This is a genomic window from Psychrobacter sp. 2Y5 (assembly GCF_051847375.1).
Classification (GTDB): domain Bacteria; phylum Pseudomonadota; class Gammaproteobacteria; order Pseudomonadales; family Moraxellaceae; genus Psychrobacter.
The window spans coordinates 411151-426980 of record NZ_JBPYDA010000002.1; the positions used below are offsets into that span (position 1 = coordinate 411151).

General features: G+C 43.9%; 11 protein-coding genes, 1 tRNA gene and 2 pseudogenes. 10 read left to right on the forward strand and 4 right to left on the reverse strand.

What is annotated here, in order from left to right; translation table 11 throughout:
• Positions 1 to 45: 45 nt before the first annotated feature.
• Entirely contained in the window at positions 46 to 1026 is a 981-nt protein-coding gene (locus ACS8E3_RS03595; RefSeq protein WP_439241301.1) for a hypothetical protein, read from the reverse strand.
• Between the two features lie 426 nt (positions 1027 to 1452).
• On the opposite strand from ACS8E3_RS03595, the gene ACS8E3_RS03600 reads away from it, so the two are divergent.
• From ACS8E3_RS03600 to ACS8E3_RS03630, 7 genes are all read left to right on the forward strand, one after another.
• Positions 1453 to 2304, forward strand: coding sequence for a glycerophosphodiester phosphodiesterase (locus ACS8E3_RS03600; RefSeq protein WP_439241303.1), 852 nt, complete (start codon positions 1453 to 1455; stop codon positions 2302 to 2304).
• A gap of 288 nt (positions 2305 to 2592) precedes the next feature.
• Positions 2593 to 3990, forward strand: coding sequence for an acyl-CoA desaturase (locus tag ACS8E3_RS03605; protein WP_439241305.1), 1398 nt, complete (start codon positions 2593 to 2595; stop codon positions 3988 to 3990).
• A 212-nt stretch (positions 3991 to 4202) separates the two neighbouring features.
• Positions 4203 to 5669 carry a protein adenylyltransferase SelO gene (locus ACS8E3_RS03610; protein WP_439241307.1) on the forward strand — a complete coding sequence of 489 codons (1467 nt, stop codon included), beginning with the start codon at positions 4203 to 4205 and terminating at the stop codon, positions 5667 to 5669.
• Between the two features lie 387 nt (positions 5670 to 6056).
• The gene (locus tag ACS8E3_RS03615) at positions 6057 to 8378 is read left to right on the forward strand and encodes an NADP-dependent malic enzyme (protein WP_439241309.1); all 2322 of its coding nucleotides are present in this window, start codon (positions 6057 to 6059) and stop codon (positions 8376 to 8378) included.
• A gap of 123 nt (positions 8379 to 8501) precedes the next feature.
• Positions 8502 to 9677 (forward strand): tRNA nucleotidyltransferase, encoded by a 1176-nt coding sequence (locus ACS8E3_RS03620; protein WP_439241311.1) that lies wholly within the window; start codon positions 8502 to 8504, stop codon positions 9675 to 9677.
• A 3-nt stretch (positions 9678 to 9680) separates the two neighbouring features.
• A complete protein-coding gene (locus ACS8E3_RS03625) occupies positions 9681 to 10463 on the forward strand; it encodes a pteridine reductase (RefSeq protein WP_439241313.1) in 783 nt (260 codons plus the stop codon).
• A gap of 81 nt (positions 10464 to 10544) precedes the next feature.
• A tRNA-Ile gene (locus tag ACS8E3_RS03630) sits at positions 10545 to 10621 on the forward strand.
• A 581-nt stretch (positions 10622 to 11202) separates the two neighbouring features.
• Here ACS8E3_RS03630 and ACS8E3_RS03635 read toward each other — a convergent pair.
• Positions 11203 to 11908, reverse strand: a pseudogene (locus ACS8E3_RS03635) (SDR family oxidoreductase).
• Positions 11909 to 12018: 110 nt separating this feature from the next.
• On the opposite strand from ACS8E3_RS03635, the pseudogene ACS8E3_RS03640 reads away from it, so the two are divergent.
• Positions 12019 to 12480 (forward strand): annotated as a pseudogene (locus ACS8E3_RS03640) (LysR family transcriptional regulator); the annotation flags it as partial.
• A gap of 227 nt (positions 12481 to 12707) precedes the next feature.
• Here ACS8E3_RS03640 and ACS8E3_RS03645 read toward each other — a convergent pair.
• Both ACS8E3_RS03645 and ACS8E3_RS03650 read right to left on the reverse strand, forming a co-directional pair.
• On the reverse strand, positions 12708 to 13028 hold the full coding sequence (locus ACS8E3_RS03645) for a hypothetical protein (protein WP_439241315.1): 321 nt from the start codon (positions 13026 to 13028) through the stop codon (positions 12708 to 12710).
• Between the two features lie 335 nt (positions 13029 to 13363).
• Positions 13364 to 13876 carry a Spy/CpxP family protein refolding chaperone gene (locus ACS8E3_RS03650; protein WP_439241317.1) on the reverse strand — a complete coding sequence of 171 codons (513 nt, stop codon included), beginning with the start codon at positions 13874 to 13876 and terminating at the stop codon, positions 13364 to 13366.
• A 315-nt stretch (positions 13877 to 14191) separates the two neighbouring features.
• Between ACS8E3_RS03650 and ACS8E3_RS03655 the strand changes: the two genes are divergently transcribed.
• Positions 14192 to 14869 carry a response regulator gene (locus ACS8E3_RS03655; RefSeq protein WP_439241319.1) on the forward strand — a complete coding sequence of 226 codons (678 nt, stop codon included), beginning with the start codon at positions 14192 to 14194 and terminating at the stop codon, positions 14867 to 14869.
• The coding region (locus ACS8E3_RS03660; protein ID WP_439241321.1) for a histidine kinase dimerization/phospho-acceptor domain-containing protein at positions 14866 to 15830 on the forward strand (965 nt) is incomplete at its 3' end. The genes ACS8E3_RS03655 and ACS8E3_RS03660, both read left to right, overlap by 4 nt.

The following is a 15830-nucleotide window of genomic DNA, read 5'->3' on the forward strand; positions in this document are numbered from 1 at the left end:
ACAGCTTTTAGACACAGCAAAAATAAAGCTTAAAAAAAACAAAGCTTAATAAGTCGCACTATCATCTTCAACGATGATCATATCAATACTCTTATCTTCAGGAGTTGCCTTAGGGAGCGCTGGTTTCACTGGCGTACTGGCTCTATTATCCGTACTAGTACTAGCAGCGGCTACACTCTCATCATCATTGTTAGCATTGTTATTTTGATTAATCGTCGGCGGTGCCGGTGGTGTTGGCGGAGTCGCTTGACGGATTGGCTCTACTGGCGTCACCGTTCTTGGCTGACGAATAGTTTGATTTTCCTCTCTGCTTGACGCCGCTGCTCTACGCTCAGCCGCCGCCTCGGCTCGGTGAATCGCTGCCTGCTCATCTAGCATAGTTTTAAGTGACGAGCCTGCCATAACATCAGCAACAATGCGGATCAAAGCAGGTTGGCCTGCGATACGGGCTTGCACTAGACCGTTTTGAGCACCAATGACATAGCTAAAAGCATCATCTACTAACATATTATTATTGATACGGATGTTTTCGTTAGCCAAACGCGATTGCAAGCTTGGTTTATTATTGGATGAATCTATTAAGCTTGCTTGGTACAAGTCCTCGCTAGGCAAGGTCATGCTGACGCTCGCCTGACAAGTGGTCATGCCACTAGCATTGCCTTCTTGTAAAATCGCTGCGTTCTGTACGTCAATCTTGATATTGCCCACTTTAGTATCGAGCATGCTACTGCTAATAGCCACTTCTGCATTGTTTGCATAGTTAGTCGCGAGCGTTTGCGTTTGTTGATCTAAAGTGTTCATTAATGCAGTTCTGAGGCGGTCTTGAACCATAGGGTCATCACACCTCATTGCGGGTGCAATATCAGCATCGCCAGTGGCTTGCTGCTCAGCACTGACGTCAGTGGTATCAACGCTGTCCTCATCATCTGGGCGACTACAGCCTGCAACGGCTAAACCACACACCAAACTAATACCAGCAATCTGCTGCCATTTCATCCACTTATTTTTGACTACGCTCATACTCATTTAGCTCCTGAGTTACTGACCTTTTTATAGCTGCCTTTATTACTCTTTATAGCCAATCGCCTTGTAGCCAATCATCCTTTGTAAATCAAGGGTGAACCATATTCATTATCTATAGCACTGTACAATAGATAATTTGAAAATGGCTATTTTAAAGAAAAGAATAACTACTTTAGAGAATGGCACTTAATTAAAAATTAAATCATTATACGGGGTTTGTCTAAGATGTTCAGCATCACAATTTCTAGATATACAAATAAAAGCCACTAATAGCGGTAAAATCAGCATTAGTTGCAAAAACACAACACAGAACGTCTAAAGACGCCGTAGTCAATAACCAACCTTCAAAGTAAACGTTCTATCATAAAAGACAGCTTATGATAGGTATAATAACCGGCTCTTATCACTGAAAAAATTCTTGCTTTAATTATGATAGATTTCAAAAAAACGCAACTCCTTGGTCATCGCGGCGCGCGCGTGGAAGCACAAGAAAACACTTTATTCGGCTTTCAACACGCTAAGCGCTTGCAAGCAAGGGGCTTAGCAGGCGTTGAACTCGATGTGCAACTCACCGCTGATGGTCATTTGATTGTTTTTCATGACGACACTCTACAGCGTTTATGCGGTTTACAAGCGCGGATTGACCAATTGAGTCTACGCGAGGTTCAACGTCACACCCAATCGGGCCACCATATCATTACGCTCGATATGTTAGCGCAGTCTTTACCACTCTCGATGTCTACTCCTACATTTAAGCCTCAACGTCAAGCGCTCAATAGTCTGTGGGGTATAGATAAAGCCAGTACTGATAAGGCTTATGAGGTGACAGAATTAAGAAGTCAAGCTCATACTTTGAGCCAGTTTACTCATATCGAGCTTGAGATTAAAACGCACGAGCGCACTAATCATGACAAGCTTGTGCAAGCGTTACTGCGCTATTTAGTGAATAGCCCATTATCCAGCCTGCCGTTGGTATTGACTAGCTTTGATAAAAAGCTACTAGCCCAATTACAGCGACATCAGCAGCTATCATCGATACCTCGTGGATTATTAGTGCTCGAGCCTAGTCTTATACCATCGGCACCTAATACCGCGCTAAGATTAGGCTGTACACAACTGGGTATTCATTACGCGTTGTTAAACGAGCAAATTATCGATAACTGTCACCGCTATCAGTTGCCGGTAAGCGCTTGGACGGTCAATGATATCGAGGCTATAAAACAGCTGGTAGAATGGCAAGTGGATGTCATTATCACCGATATTCCTTCGCAATTATTATGACCCTAGCGTTGAGAGTTCTCGATTGATATTTTGTTAAAAACTATAGGCTTACCCTGAATAGTAATACGATTTATCCACTCACTAAGCGTCATGCCTTATGTAACATATCTCCGCACAGTTTTACACTTTCACTGAACTCCTGATAGCTAACATGGCTTTCATTATAAATATCCCATAACTCATACAAGTTATTGTTATTTAGCAATATTTTTCTAGTGTATACCTGTTCACTTTATACTTTATTTAGGGTAATATAGACGCTGAAATTAATACCGTTAGGGATATTACATGATTGCTAAAAAAGTAATAGGTTTACCACTTAAAGGCTTACGTCTCGCTATGAAGTCTAGTGATACGCTTATACAAACTGCTGGCACTCAAGCGCTACGTTTTAAGACGTGGTTTGATAATAACAAAAGCAACACTGATGCAGCAGCAGATACTCAGTTTGCTGCTACAAGCGGCTACGAGAATGCGAATTCAGCGGCTAACTATGAAGGTGTCGACCCTCTTGAGCTTGAATTCCAAAAGTCGCCCATTAACTTAGTACCCGCGATTTTTTTAATAGCAACGCCTATTGCAGCAGCGGTGATTACTCCTTGGTATCTGCTAACGCATCAAGTTAGTGCGCCAGTCTGGGGGGTCTTTGGCGCCTTTATGGTCTGGACAGGTATCAGTATCACTGCAGGCTATCATCGCTTGCTGTCGCATCGCGCCTACAAAGCGCATCCTTTAGTAAAAAACTTCTTACTATTAGGATCAACCCTTGCTGTGCAAGGTTCAGCCTTTGACTGGGTCTCAGGTCACCGCACCCATCATCGTCACGTCGATGATCGTATGGAAGATCCGTATTCAGCGCAGCGTGGGTTTTTCTTTAGCCATATTGGTTGGATGCTACGTAACTACCCTAGTGGCCGCTTTGACTACAAAAACATCCCTGATCTAACCAAAGATAAAGTGCTACAAATTCAGCATAAGTATTATGGTCTTTGGGTATTAGCGACTAATGTCGCTATGGTCGCAGCCGTAGGCTGGTTGATCGGTGATGTTTGGGGTACGTTAGTGCTAGCAGGCCTACTACGTCTAGTCTTGACTCATCATTTTACTTTCTTTATCAACTCTTTATGCCATATGTTTGGTACACGCCCTTATACCGATACTAATAGTGCACGTGATAACGCAATCTTAGCTATCTTTACTTGGGGTGAGGGTTATCACAACTATCATCACTTCTTCCAATACGACTATCGCAATGGTGTTAAATGGTGGCAGTACGATCCAACGAAATGGTTAATCGTAGGTTTATCTAAGCTTGGTTTGACTAGTGAGTTGCGTAGAGTGGATGACACCACTATCAAGCATGCCGAAGTACAAATGCAGTTTAAGCGTGCTCAGCAGCAAATCGACAAAGCAACTTCTGACGGTATTGATATTCCACAAGCAATGCAAAACTTCCAAGATCGTATTAAGTTTGAATATGATGCGTTTAAACAAACTGTTGAAGAATGGCAAGCGCTAAAAGCCAAAGCAGTGGAGATGAAAAAGACGGAGTTTGCTGATCGCTTGCATGAGGTTGATGATAAGCTTAAGCACGAATATATCAAAGTTGAGCAAAAAATATTTGAGCATAATAACAATCTCAAAACCGCGTTTCGCTCGATTGGCTTTGATAATAAAGCCGCTTAGTTAGAACTAAGCTAGCTCCTAGCTCCTCTAATCAATAAGTTTCTCCTACCCTCTATCTGTTATAGATAGAGGGATTTTTTTGTCTAGATTTCTTCTGTATTTATAGGGCCTGCTGGATATAAATTACCACTAAGCAACAGAGCTTATCATTGCGATATTGTGGCTATGTTATAGTGGCTTTTTAAGAGATTTAATCATAATAGGAAGCCGTTATGCGCTACCAAAATAGCTATGCCAAATTAGACCCGCGTCTGTATCATAAGCAACCGCCAAGCGCTCTGATTAACCCGCTTGCCGGCCACTTTAACTCACAAGTCGCTGAGCAATTAGGTTGGTCAGCTGATAGCGAGCTGATGGAGCATTGGGTCGATATCGTTGGCGGACGCTATGTGCCTGAGAATTTTGAGCCGCTAGCGATGGCTTATGCCGGTCATCAGTTTGGGCAATGGGCGGGACAGTTGGGCGATGGGCGCGGTCTACTGATGGCGCAAGTCTTGGATAATAGTGAAACTTTACAAGACCTGCATCTTAAGGGTATTGGCCTGACGCCTTACTCGCGAATGGGAGATGGCCGAGCGGTGTTACGCAGTACTATCCGTGAGTACTTATGTGGCCATGCTTTTGCTCAGCTAGGTATCCCCTCCTCCAATGCGCTAGCGTTTGTGGTCTCAGATACACCCGTGCGCCGCGAAACAATGGAAGCAGGCGCCGCTTTGATGCGAGTAGCAGATAGTCATGTACGCCTCGGTCATGTCGAATGGATAGCGAGCTTTGCACCGGACTTACTCGGCGAGTTTACTGACTATATGATCGATACTTACTATCCAGAGTGCCGCGATACTGAGCAGCCGATACTGGCATTTTTAAGCAATGTTGTCGAGCGTACAGCGCATATGATTGCCGACTGGCAGTTGATTGGCTTTGCCCATGGGGTGATGAATACCGATAATTTATCAATTACCGGCAGCACCTTAGATTTTGGACCGTTTGGTTTTATGGAGCGCTTTAATCCGGCTTGGATTAATAATCACTCTGATCACACTGGACGTTACGCTTATCAAAATCAGCCCGCTATTGGTTATTGGAACCTTAACGTCTGGCTACCGCATTTTATGCGCCTAGAGGGCGTAACTCGTGAGACTCTAGCAGATTGTTTAGCGCCTTACGAGACTGTCTTTATGCAGCATTATCAACAAGGGCTGTGTCGTAAGCTAGGTCTTCCCCACGAGCAAGAGAGTTTAGAGCTAGCGTTTGAGTGGATGAGCCTACTAGAAGATAACTTACTCGATTATACCAATAGCTTTCGAGCTTTATTAGGCTTGGTTGCTCCTAATAAACATCCTCATGAAAAGCAATTGTTAACGATTCTAAGCCATGAACTACCTCCAAAAGCGCTAGCGGTTTGGCAAGACTGGCGTCAGCGTTATCTAAACCGATTAGCTACCTTAGCTACCGATGAGGTAATCGATAGTTTGAAAAACAACAATCCAGTCTACGTGCTGCGTAACGAGATGGCACAGCGCGCTATCACTGCAGCCCAGCAAGGTCAGTTCGACGAGGTGGCTAGAGTTTATGACTTATTAAGTCGGCCTTATGACGTACAAGATATCGCTACCGAACTTGATACGACTCCCCCTACACCTAACGCGCCGCAATTACCGATCAGCTGCTCTTCTTAGATGGCTTGTTGCCTATGGCTTATCCATTTATGATTTGTCGATGCTGATGGGTAAGCCTATGCAGTTTTATGCTGAATAGATGACTTGTAACGTTATATTAATTTGCACATTTAAGGCCGGTTGACTAGGCAGTGAATTGACATTGATGCTAGAATAGTTATTTTTTTAGCATATGGTCTTTAGCAGTCTAGCTAAACGCTGTGTGCTTTATAAAAAACTGGCTGTATATTAGCCATTATCTTTTATGGATAACGGCCTTCACAATATTAAGGCGCTGATGTTAGCCTTTTTTTTATGAGTCAGCTTGAAGCACCCTTTTTTATGACACCTCTGGATCTCCTATAACACCTTTATTCTAACTATTTTATCCTAACTATGGCCATTATTATGAATGACGATACCTCCTTGAATACGGACAGCCCAGCTTCAGAAATAGAACAGTTTGAACAAGCGGCTCTTCATTACCATTCACATCCTCGTCCAGGTAAAATCTCAGTCACTCCTATCAAGCAGCTAGCCAACCAACGCGACTTAGCGCTTGCTTACTCACCAGGAGTTGCCGTACCTTGTCTTGAGATCGAAAAAGATCCAAAACTAGCGGCTAAATATACGGCTCGTAGCAATCTAGTTGGTGTCATCACTAATGGTACAGCAGTACTCGGCTTAGGTGATATCGGTCCTCTAGCTTCAAAGCCTGTTATGGAAGGTAAAGGCGTCCTGTTCAAAAAATTCGCTGGTATTGATGTTTTCGATATTGAAATAGCCCAAAACGATCCTGACAAGTTCATCGAAGCGGTAGCGTCTCTCGAACCAACTTTTGGTGGTATCAATCTTGAAGATATCAAAGCACCAGAATGTTTCAAAATCGAGCGTGAACTGCGCGAGCGTATGAACATCCCAGTCTTTCATGATGATCAGCATGGTACTTCTATTATCGTTGCGGCCGCTTTGCTTAACGCTTTAATCTTAATCGATAAAAAAATTGAAGAGATTAAGATTGTCTGTTCAGGGGCTGGTGCTGCTGCCATTTCGTGCTTGGATATTATCTGTGCCTTAGGCGTTAATAAAGACAATATCTTTGTCTCTGATTCACGCGGTATCTTGTCTACTAGCCGTGATAATCTTGACGAATCTAAACAGCGCTATGCCCGCGATACCGACGCGACGACGATTGAAGAAGTTATGGATGATGCCGATATGTTCTTGGGACTATCGATGCCTGGCATTTTAACTCCTGATATGGTCAAACGTATGGCAAAAGACCCTATCGTCTTTGCTCTTGCTAACCCAACGCCTGAGATTATGCCAGAATTGGCGCATTCAGTACGTCCAGACGTGATTATGGCAACCGGTCGCTCAGACTACCCTAACCAAGTCAATAACGCACTGTGCTTCCCTTATATCTTCCGCGGCGCGTTAGATGTCGGCGCGACCGCCGTTAACGAAGAGATGAAAATCGCTTGCGTCCGTGCTATTGCGGCTATGGCTCATGTTGAAGCCACCCCTGTAGGTAATGTCAAAACCACGGATAAAATGCGCCGTTTCGGTCGCGACTATTTGATCCCAGGCCCACTCGAGCCAAACTTAATCATTGAGATTGCCTCTGCTGTCGCACAGGCAGCTATGGACTCAGGCGTCGCTAGCCTGCCTATTTTAGATATGAAAGCGTATCGCCAACAGTTATCTGAGTTTGTCTATAATTCCGCGTTTGTGATGAAACCAATCTTTGCTCGCGCCAAATCAGATCCCAAGCGTATTGTTTACTGTGAAGGCGAAGATAATAATGTTCTATTAGCCGTACAAGTTGTGGTCGATGAGCAATTGGCGCAGCCTATTCTGGTTGGTCGTCCGGCAGTGATTGAAGCCAATATCGAAAAACTTGGCTTACGTCTACAAGATGGCGTCAACATGACTATCGTCAATCAAGATGATGATCCACGCTATAAAGATTACTGGCAAGGCTACTACGAAAAGAACAAACGTAAAGGCGTTAGCATTGAGCTGGCTCGCCGTGATGTTCGTCGTAAGACCTCACTCATCGGCTCTTTATTAGTCGAGAATGGCGATGCTGAAGGCATGATCTGCGGTACGTTTAGCCATTATCAGCTGCATTTAGAATATGTACAAAACGTCATCGGTAAAAAACAAGGCGTTAGTGATTTTTATGCGATGAACGCGGTATTGATGCAAGATCGTAATATTTTTATTGCGGATACTTATGTCCATGAAGACCCTACTGCTGAGCAATTGGCCGAGATGACAGTATTAGCCGCGGAGCAACTTGAGCGCTTCGGTATCACGCCAAGAGTCGCTTTGGTTTCGCATTCTAACTTTGGTACCTCAAACCGCGCAAGCGCGGTAAAAATGCGCAAAGTCTATGAGCTATTGACCGAAATGAAGGTCAACTTTGACTTCGATGGTGAGATGCAAGGGGATGCCGCGCTTGATGAGCATATTCGTATAGAGGACTTCCCTTCTACCGAATTTAGAGGGGCGGCCAACCTGCTCATCTTACCAACACTTGATTCAGCAAATATTGCCTTTAACTTGTTAAAGACAGCAACTAATAGCGCTTCAATCGGTCCTATCTTATTGGGTGCTAGCAAGCCGGTACATATCCTAACGCCATCAGCGACCGCGCGCCGTATTGTCAATATGACTGCGCTTGCCGTTACCGAAGCGCTGGACTTAGAAGAAGAACAAAAATAGTTCTGCAATTTTGAGAACTAGGTGCACTTATCATGTACTGATAAGTGCTATGCTATAATAAAACCAGCTAACGTCACGCGTTAGCTGGTTTTTTTGCCTAATATTTTGGTTTTCGAGGTAATCATGCAAGTGTACTTAGTTGGCGGTGCAGTTCGCGATGGGCTACTTGATCGCCCTGTGACTGACAAAGACTTCGTAGTAGTAGGCAGCAGTGTCGAGCAAATGCTAGCGGCAGGCTTTCAGCAAGTAGGCGCAGACTTCCCAGTATTCTTGCACCCAACCTCGCACGAAGAGTACGCTCTTGCCCGCACAGAGCGTAAGCAAGGGCACGGCTATCAAGGCTTCAGTGTCCATGCCAGTCCTGATGTGACTCTATTCGATGACTTACAGCGCCGCGACTTATCCATCAATGCGATGGCAATCGAGGTGACCAGCCTAACCGATGACACACCTCTCACAGGCGAAGTCATCGATTATCATGGTGGTCTAGATGATATCGACAATAAAACCTTACGTCATATCTCGACTGCTTTTAGCGAAGATCCACTACGAGTGCTGCGAGTGGCGCGTTTTTACGGCCGTTACTATGAATTAGGCTTTAGCATCGCTGATGAAACGCTGGACTTAATGCGCCAATTAGTGGAATCAGGCGAGCTTACGCATTTAAGTGGCGAGCGTGTTTGGCAAGAGTCGAGCCGCGCTACTATGCAGCCCTCTCCTCATATTTACTGGCAGACGCTATTTGACATTGGTGCGCTTGATAATAATTTTGCAGCAATTGCGCGGGCATGGCAAAACATTGCTATCAAAGAAACCGTACAAACCGCCTTATACTTTGCCGGTCAAATGCAGCTGAACCTCTCGCAGCGCTGGGCGCTGCTTATGGCAAGTCTTGATGACTCTTTGTTTCACTTAAAAAACGATGAAGACACAGCTTCTAAAAGTATTATTGACATAGGCCAGAGCGCTAAAGTCCCTAAAGCGCATACCCAGTTTGCTAATCTTTTTGTCGAGCACGCGCAGCAGCTAAATAAAATAAAGGAGCTAGACGCGGCACAAAAGATTGATCTTATTCAAGCTTGTAACGCTCACAAAACGCCTGAGAAACTCTCGCAATTATTAGTCACTAGCCAAGTGCTGCAGTTGGCCATTCACCACCTGCAAATGATGCTAGCGCTGAGTAGTTTTCATGCTATTGATATGACTGATATTACAAGCGGGCTAAAAGGACCAGCTATTGGAGCGGCTCTCCGCGACGCTCGAATCCAGCACCTACAAACTCAAAATGAGCAAACCTAGTTTATGACAGATCATAACACTGCCCCCGTTATACTCGTCACTGGCAGCGCTAAGCGTATTGGAGCGGCTATTATTAAAGCCGCCCATAATCAGAACTACCGCGTTATCATTCACTGCCATAATAGCCAGCCTGAAGCTCAAGAACTCAGCGACGAGCTCAATCAAATACGCCCGCATAGTGCCAAAGTATTACTGGCGGATTTATCAATTGTTAATACTAAAAACAGCTTAGAGGCCTTTGTCAAAGTTATTATCGCTGCATTTGGTCAACTCGACGTCTTAGTCCACAATGCTTCTCGCTTTTACCCTACCCCTATAGATAGTATCGATAATGAGCAATGGGATGAGCTGTTTTTGAGTAATGCTAAAGCGCCTTTGATACTCAGCCAAGCGCTACTGCCCTACTTGCAAGCGAGGCAAGGTTGCATCATTAGCCTACTCGATATCCATGCGCACAATAAACCGTTCAAAAACTACACCCTTTATAATATGGCAAAAGCGGCCCAGCGGATGATGGTACAGTCTCTAGCATTAGAGCTTGCGCCTGATGTACGAGTCAACGGTGTCGCTCCAGGCGTCAATATCTTGCCAGAAGCAAATAGCGATCAAGCTCTCGAGTCCGCGCTGCAAAAGAGTATCGTTGACTCCATACCTCTACAGCGCGTCGGTAAACCCGAAGACATCGCTCATAGTGTGCTATATTTAATACAAGCCAGTTATGTCACCGGACAGATTATTGATGTTGATGGCGGTCGTGGTCTCACCTTAGCAGGTGGTAAGTATTAAAATTTAGTAAATAGTCATGATTCTGCTTATCTTTTACTTGAAAATTTAGAGAAATCAGGTATCATTGTGCGTCTAACGTTAGGGCCCATAGCTCAGTTGGTTAGAGCAGAGGACTCATAATCCTTTGGTCGTAGGTTCAAGTCCTACTGGGCCCACCACATATTGAATCAGGCTTGTTCGCAGCGATGCGGCAAGCCTTTTTTTATGGGGTTTTGCGGGTTTTACGAATATCTTGGTATGTGGCGAAACATATAGAATATAGGTATATTTGTTGGTATATATTATATCAACACGGGAATATACCAACATGCCATTAACTCATACTATTATCAATAAGCTAGTCCCAAGTAAAAAATGCACCCCTAGCCGTCCTGATAAGCATAGTGATGGTGACGGTCTACAGCTATGGGTAAGACATACAGGGAATAAAGTAAACGTAACGTAATACAGTGGTAACAACGCAGTACCGGCAATAAACCCAGAATAATAAAAGGAGGTCGCGAGCACTGACATAACAATAAAATGCGGTAAATACGCAAGCTGCTCCCGAGTAATGACTTTATGACGCCATGCGATTAGCGCTAAAAGTATAAACCCAAACAACACTCGTAGAAATACAGCTTGAAAAGGCTTTATTAAATTAAAGCGGTAGCCCACTTCATAAAAATGAAGTTAGACTCTCAAATCACACCAAGTAATACTAGCGCTGTGTGTGCTCTAAACCTAGCATTACCTTTTATCAAACAGAGTGAGTTACACCGCCATCAACGCGTATGCTCTGACCCGTAATATATCTAGCTGCCTCTGATAATAAAAAGGCAATCGTTGCAGCAACTTCCTCAGCTTCACCATAACGCCCCATCGGAACATTCTCACGGCGCTCATCGACTTCAGGTAAGCTGTCAATCCAACCAGGTAAGACATTATTAATGCGAATGCTTTGCGGCGCATAATCACCAGAGAAGATCTTAGTAAAAGCACCAAGACTGGCTCGAAACGCTGTCGAAGTTGGAAAGGTTGCTGTCGGCTCTGTGACCCAAGTCGTGGAAATATTGACAATAGCGCCGCCGCCTTGTGCCACCATGATTGGCGTGACGAGGCGAATCGGACGCACAGCACTGAGGAAGTAAACCTCCATACCTGTATGCCAGTCGTCATCGGTGATCTCTAAAATAGGCGCACGTGGACCGTGACCGGCAGAGTTTACCAGCGCATCAATACGGCCCCATTTTTCCATTGCCAAATCAACTAAGCGCTGTACATCGACATCTACCAAGTTAGAACCCGTGACGCCAATACCTCCCAACTCTTTTGCTAACGCCTCCCTCTTTGCCTGAGGACGATAAGATAGCGACCTTATAGCCATCCTGAGCGAGCTTACGAGCGGCCGCAGCACCCATACCTGAGCCACCTGCCATAATAAGCGCAACTTTTTCTTTAGTCATGATTTTCTCCATTAGTGATTGGTTTATCTATCATAACTAATGGTTGCAGATATCTCACATGATATTAAAAAGTGCTAGACTGTAGAAAATCTATTGTCTAAGAGGTGGTTGTGTCAAATGCTTATCGCGCTTTACCCTCTTTGAATGCTTTACGTGCATTTGAAGCAGCAGGGCGTCATTTAAATTTTCGCGCCGCAGCAGATGAGCTTTTCGTGACCCAAGGAGCAGTCGCTCAGCAGGTGCGTATATTAGAAGAATACATGGGATTTGCGCTATTTCAAAGGCTGCCAAAGGGCGTGGCTCTTACCTCGCAAGGCGCAATCTACTTTGCAGAAGTCACACGAGCGTTTGAGATTTTAAGAAAAGCCACCACTCAAATACTCAAAGAACCTCAGGCGGTGACCATTAGTGTGACACCGACATTTGCCACTAAAATTTTACTACCCAGTCTTTCGGCGCTATCAATCGCTGTTCCTGACGTTGATCTACGTACTGTCGCTACTGAATCTATTGCAGATTTCGACCGTGATCAGGTAGATATCGCGGTACGGCTCACCCGTCCACCATTTCCCTTAAGAAGTAGTCGACAGTGTCAAAATAATGGGAACTATAAGGTTAAGCGACTTATAAGCTCAGTGCATTTCTTATTTTTAATAATATAGAAGATGAGTCGATCCAGTATACTAGGAGAGACTCATTTTTTAGGAAAGGCTGTTTTAAGATGCTATTAACTTAATTGTGGCGCTATATTCTTTAATGCATAGTTGGACGCTGTTCTTCGATATTGCAATAAAATTACTTATAAGGTTGAGCTCATAATAATAGTGCGTTCACGGAGACTCACAATAGGTAATTGTTGTATATTAAATACCAGTAATTCAGATTCGTATTGTTTAGCTGTATTATTGGCAACATCTAAATAGCTGTCTTCACCACTCAAATCAGTATAGCTATTCCACTGCTCTTCATCTTCAGAAGCCACAGTAACTGAGCTAGGTTCAAATTCTTGTGACATCATAGGTAATATAGCAAAGGTCGAGGTTACTGGTGCTATGAGTAATGCTGAGCCTAAATAGAGCAATCGCGCTTTCGTGCTAAACAGATTAAGATAATTTCTCATGATAATACTCCTTTTTGTAAAGTTAATATTTTGCTATTAATTTAAATATTTAGTTTTAAAGCTAAGAGCTACAACTCCCAGATCCTATTCTTTGATCCTTCATACTAATTCCATTTACGTTTAAATTTACTATGAACAGCCATAATTTAAATGCCTGAATCGATAGGTAGTACCTTGAAGCGACTTCTCTATTCCTATTAAGGGAGTATATTTATTTTCTACGTTGCGTAGATTTATGAAACTTTAAGAAAGGTAACGTTTATGCCTCTTGTGATAATAGGGTTTTGACATTTATGGGTGCCACTTTTAGAGAGTGTTTTCAAGAGCAAATAACACTAAGCACCACCACGGCTATGACCTCTGTCGCTGCTACCTCTATGCTCACCACCTCGCTCGCCGCGTTCTGCTCTCATTTGCTGCAGCTGCGATCGCTGATCAGCAGTCAATACTTTAGCGATCGCTTGTTGGCTTTGGACCCTATCAACAAAGCGTTGTCTGGCCTGCTCGGCATGTTTATCTGCTAAGCGATTTAAGGCGACGGTATCTAGCGTATCAGCATTTGCTAGAGCTTGTATCTGCTCGCGCATTTGCTCCCGCTGCGCTTGGTTTTGCGCGCGGTTATTATCGCGTTCCACTTTTTTAGCCTCTTTGATAGCCTCAATTTGAGCTTGCTGCGTGGCTGTCAGGTTGAGCTGTGATAATGGACCTCTATCTGCAGACATACCGCCTTTATGATGTTGCATTTGGGATGTGCGCAGTGGTTGATTGTCTGGAGCAGCACTGGCAATGCCAGCCATTCCCAATAAAGTTGACGCTGATAATAGTGTAGCGATGGTTAAATTTTTCATTATGATTACCTTTTGGAATGAATATTATAAATGTTAGGGTTTCTTCAATTTACAGTCTTGCAAATCGTTATGAACCCGTTGATAAACAGTGCTCTATCGACAAAACAAATCATAATACAAATGCATGTTGCGTAGATTTATGAAACTTTAAGAAAGGTAACGATTGATGCTATTAAGCCCTTATCTCTTGTAAACTTACTTTATGCACTAAATGTACTAGATGCACTAAACCGCCTCATCTAATTTATTGATATGAGCGCATTAAAAAACGGTAGGATAATAAATTATTATTTATTAATAACTTAGGACTAAGTTATGACTCATATTTTGCTTGGTGATGACGACGAAGAGCTGACTCAATTACTACAAGAGTACTTGTCTAATCATGAGGTTAGCTGTGATTGTGTCTATGATGGCGAGCAAGTACTAGAGCGCTTGCAAGATACTGCCTTTGAGTATGATCTATTAGTCCTTGATATCATGATGCCCAAAATAGATGGACTTAGCGTATTGCGTCAACTGCCAGCCACCCGTCAAATCCCTGTGATTATGCTCACGGCAAAAGGCGATGAGATTGATCGTATTATCGGTCTTGAGCTTGGTGCTGATGATTATATTGCCAAACCCTGCAATCCGCGCGAACTGCTGGCACGTATCAATGCCGTTATCAAGCGTACCACTACACCATCAGTAGATACCCCTGCCCTCATTCATGAGCGAATGACTCTAGATCAAGGTCATCGTATCTGCACCATTGATGGCACTGAACTACAAGTGACGGGTACTGAGTTTGATTTATTAGTGGCTCTGCTACAGCATCAAGGTGAGGTCGTTAGTAAAGAGTGGCTATCGCAAACCGTGCTACAGCGTGAGCTGCAACCCTTTGATCGCAGCCTTGATGTGCACGTATCACGCTTGCGCAAAAAACTGCAACCCTTTCATGATGAGCCTATCAAAGCTATTCGCGGCAAGGGCTATCAGTTGGTACTATGATGAAACCTTTAGAGAATAGCTCAAATAATAGCTTAAACAACCGCTTAGATGACACTACAAATACTAAGCGCAAACTTAATCTATCACTGCCTTTATTTTGGCGACTATTTTTAAGTCTGTTATTGCTATTGCTACTAACATCAGTGATATCAGTCGCCATAGAGAGGTGGATAAACGCGCAAGCACTAGAATCTCGAATGGCGGTGCAAGTGGCGCACCTAATCACTGTGCGTCAAGAGGTAATACATACACTAGAGTCAGGTGACTATGATGGAGTGCGACAAATCTATCGCAATGAGCGCGGTCTTCGTAATCAGATTATAGTTGTTGATGAACAAGGCATGCCCCTATACTCTCGGTTTATACCGTCAAGAGTGCGAAAGAATCAACCACCCGAGGCACTCAATAATCCCGCCTTACCACCCAATCAAATGATTCAAGAGGTGGTACCAAATACAGAGGATTATCCTGAGCTGCAAGATATATCTGTCACCACACCTGATGGTTATACCTATACCGTGCAACTACAACCGCGCCTACCATTGCCAGATCTAATAGCCTTACAAAGAACTCATTTTCCGGTGCGCTTTGGTATTATTTTATTGCTTAGTCTATTAGCTTGTTACTGGTTTAGCCGTGCTTTATCGACACGTATTCGCCGTGTTCAATCTAAAGTACACCGTATGAGCGCAGGCGATTATATATCTGGTGATGACTTATCACAGTTTGGGGATGATGAGCTAGGCGCCCTGGCGAAGGATGTGTCTCATTTGTCCAATCGACTGGCTGATAGCGAAATGTCCCGTAAACAAATGCTCAGCGACATCTCTCATGAACTGCGCTCGCCACTAGCGCGCCTTGAGGTGGCGACTGAGCTGACTCGGGACTATGCACCTAATGCGACGCATTATCTTGACCGTATCCAAAAAGAGTCCACTCGCATGAATGAACTGATTGGGCA

Coding starts and splice junctions, on each gene's coding strand:
- ACS8E3_RS03595 (WP_439241301.1), bottom strand. CDS start 1,026: ATGAGTATGAGCGTAGTCAAAAATAAGTGGATGAAATGGCAGCAGATT.
- ACS8E3_RS03600 (WP_439241303.1), top strand. CDS start 1,453: ATGATAGATTTCAAAAAAACGCAACTCCTTGGTCATCGCGGCGCGCGC.
- ACS8E3_RS03605 (WP_439241305.1), top strand. CDS start 2,593: ATGATTGCTAAAAAAGTAATAGGTTTACCACTTAAAGGCTTACGTCTC.
- ACS8E3_RS03610 (WP_439241307.1), top strand. CDS start 4,203: ATGCGCTACCAAAATAGCTATGCCAAATTAGACCCGCGTCTGTATCAT.
- ACS8E3_RS03615 (WP_439241309.1), top strand. CDS start 6,057: ATGAATGACGATACCTCCTTGAATACGGACAGCCCAGCTTCAGAAATA.
- ACS8E3_RS03620 (WP_439241311.1), top strand. CDS start 8,502: ATGCAAGTGTACTTAGTTGGCGGTGCAGTTCGCGATGGGCTACTTGAT.
- ACS8E3_RS03625 (WP_439241313.1), top strand. CDS start 9,681: ATGACAGATCATAACACTGCCCCCGTTATACTCGTCACTGGCAGCGCT.
- ACS8E3_RS03645 (WP_439241315.1), bottom strand. CDS start 13,028: ATGAGAAATTATCTTAATCTGTTTAGCACGAAAGCGCGATTGCTCTAT.
- ACS8E3_RS03650 (WP_439241317.1), bottom strand. CDS start 13,876: ATGAAAAATTTAACCATCGCTACACTATTATCAGCGTCAACTTTATTG.
- ACS8E3_RS03655 (WP_439241319.1), top strand. CDS start 14,192: ATGACTCATATTTTGCTTGGTGATGACGACGAAGAGCTGACTCAATTA.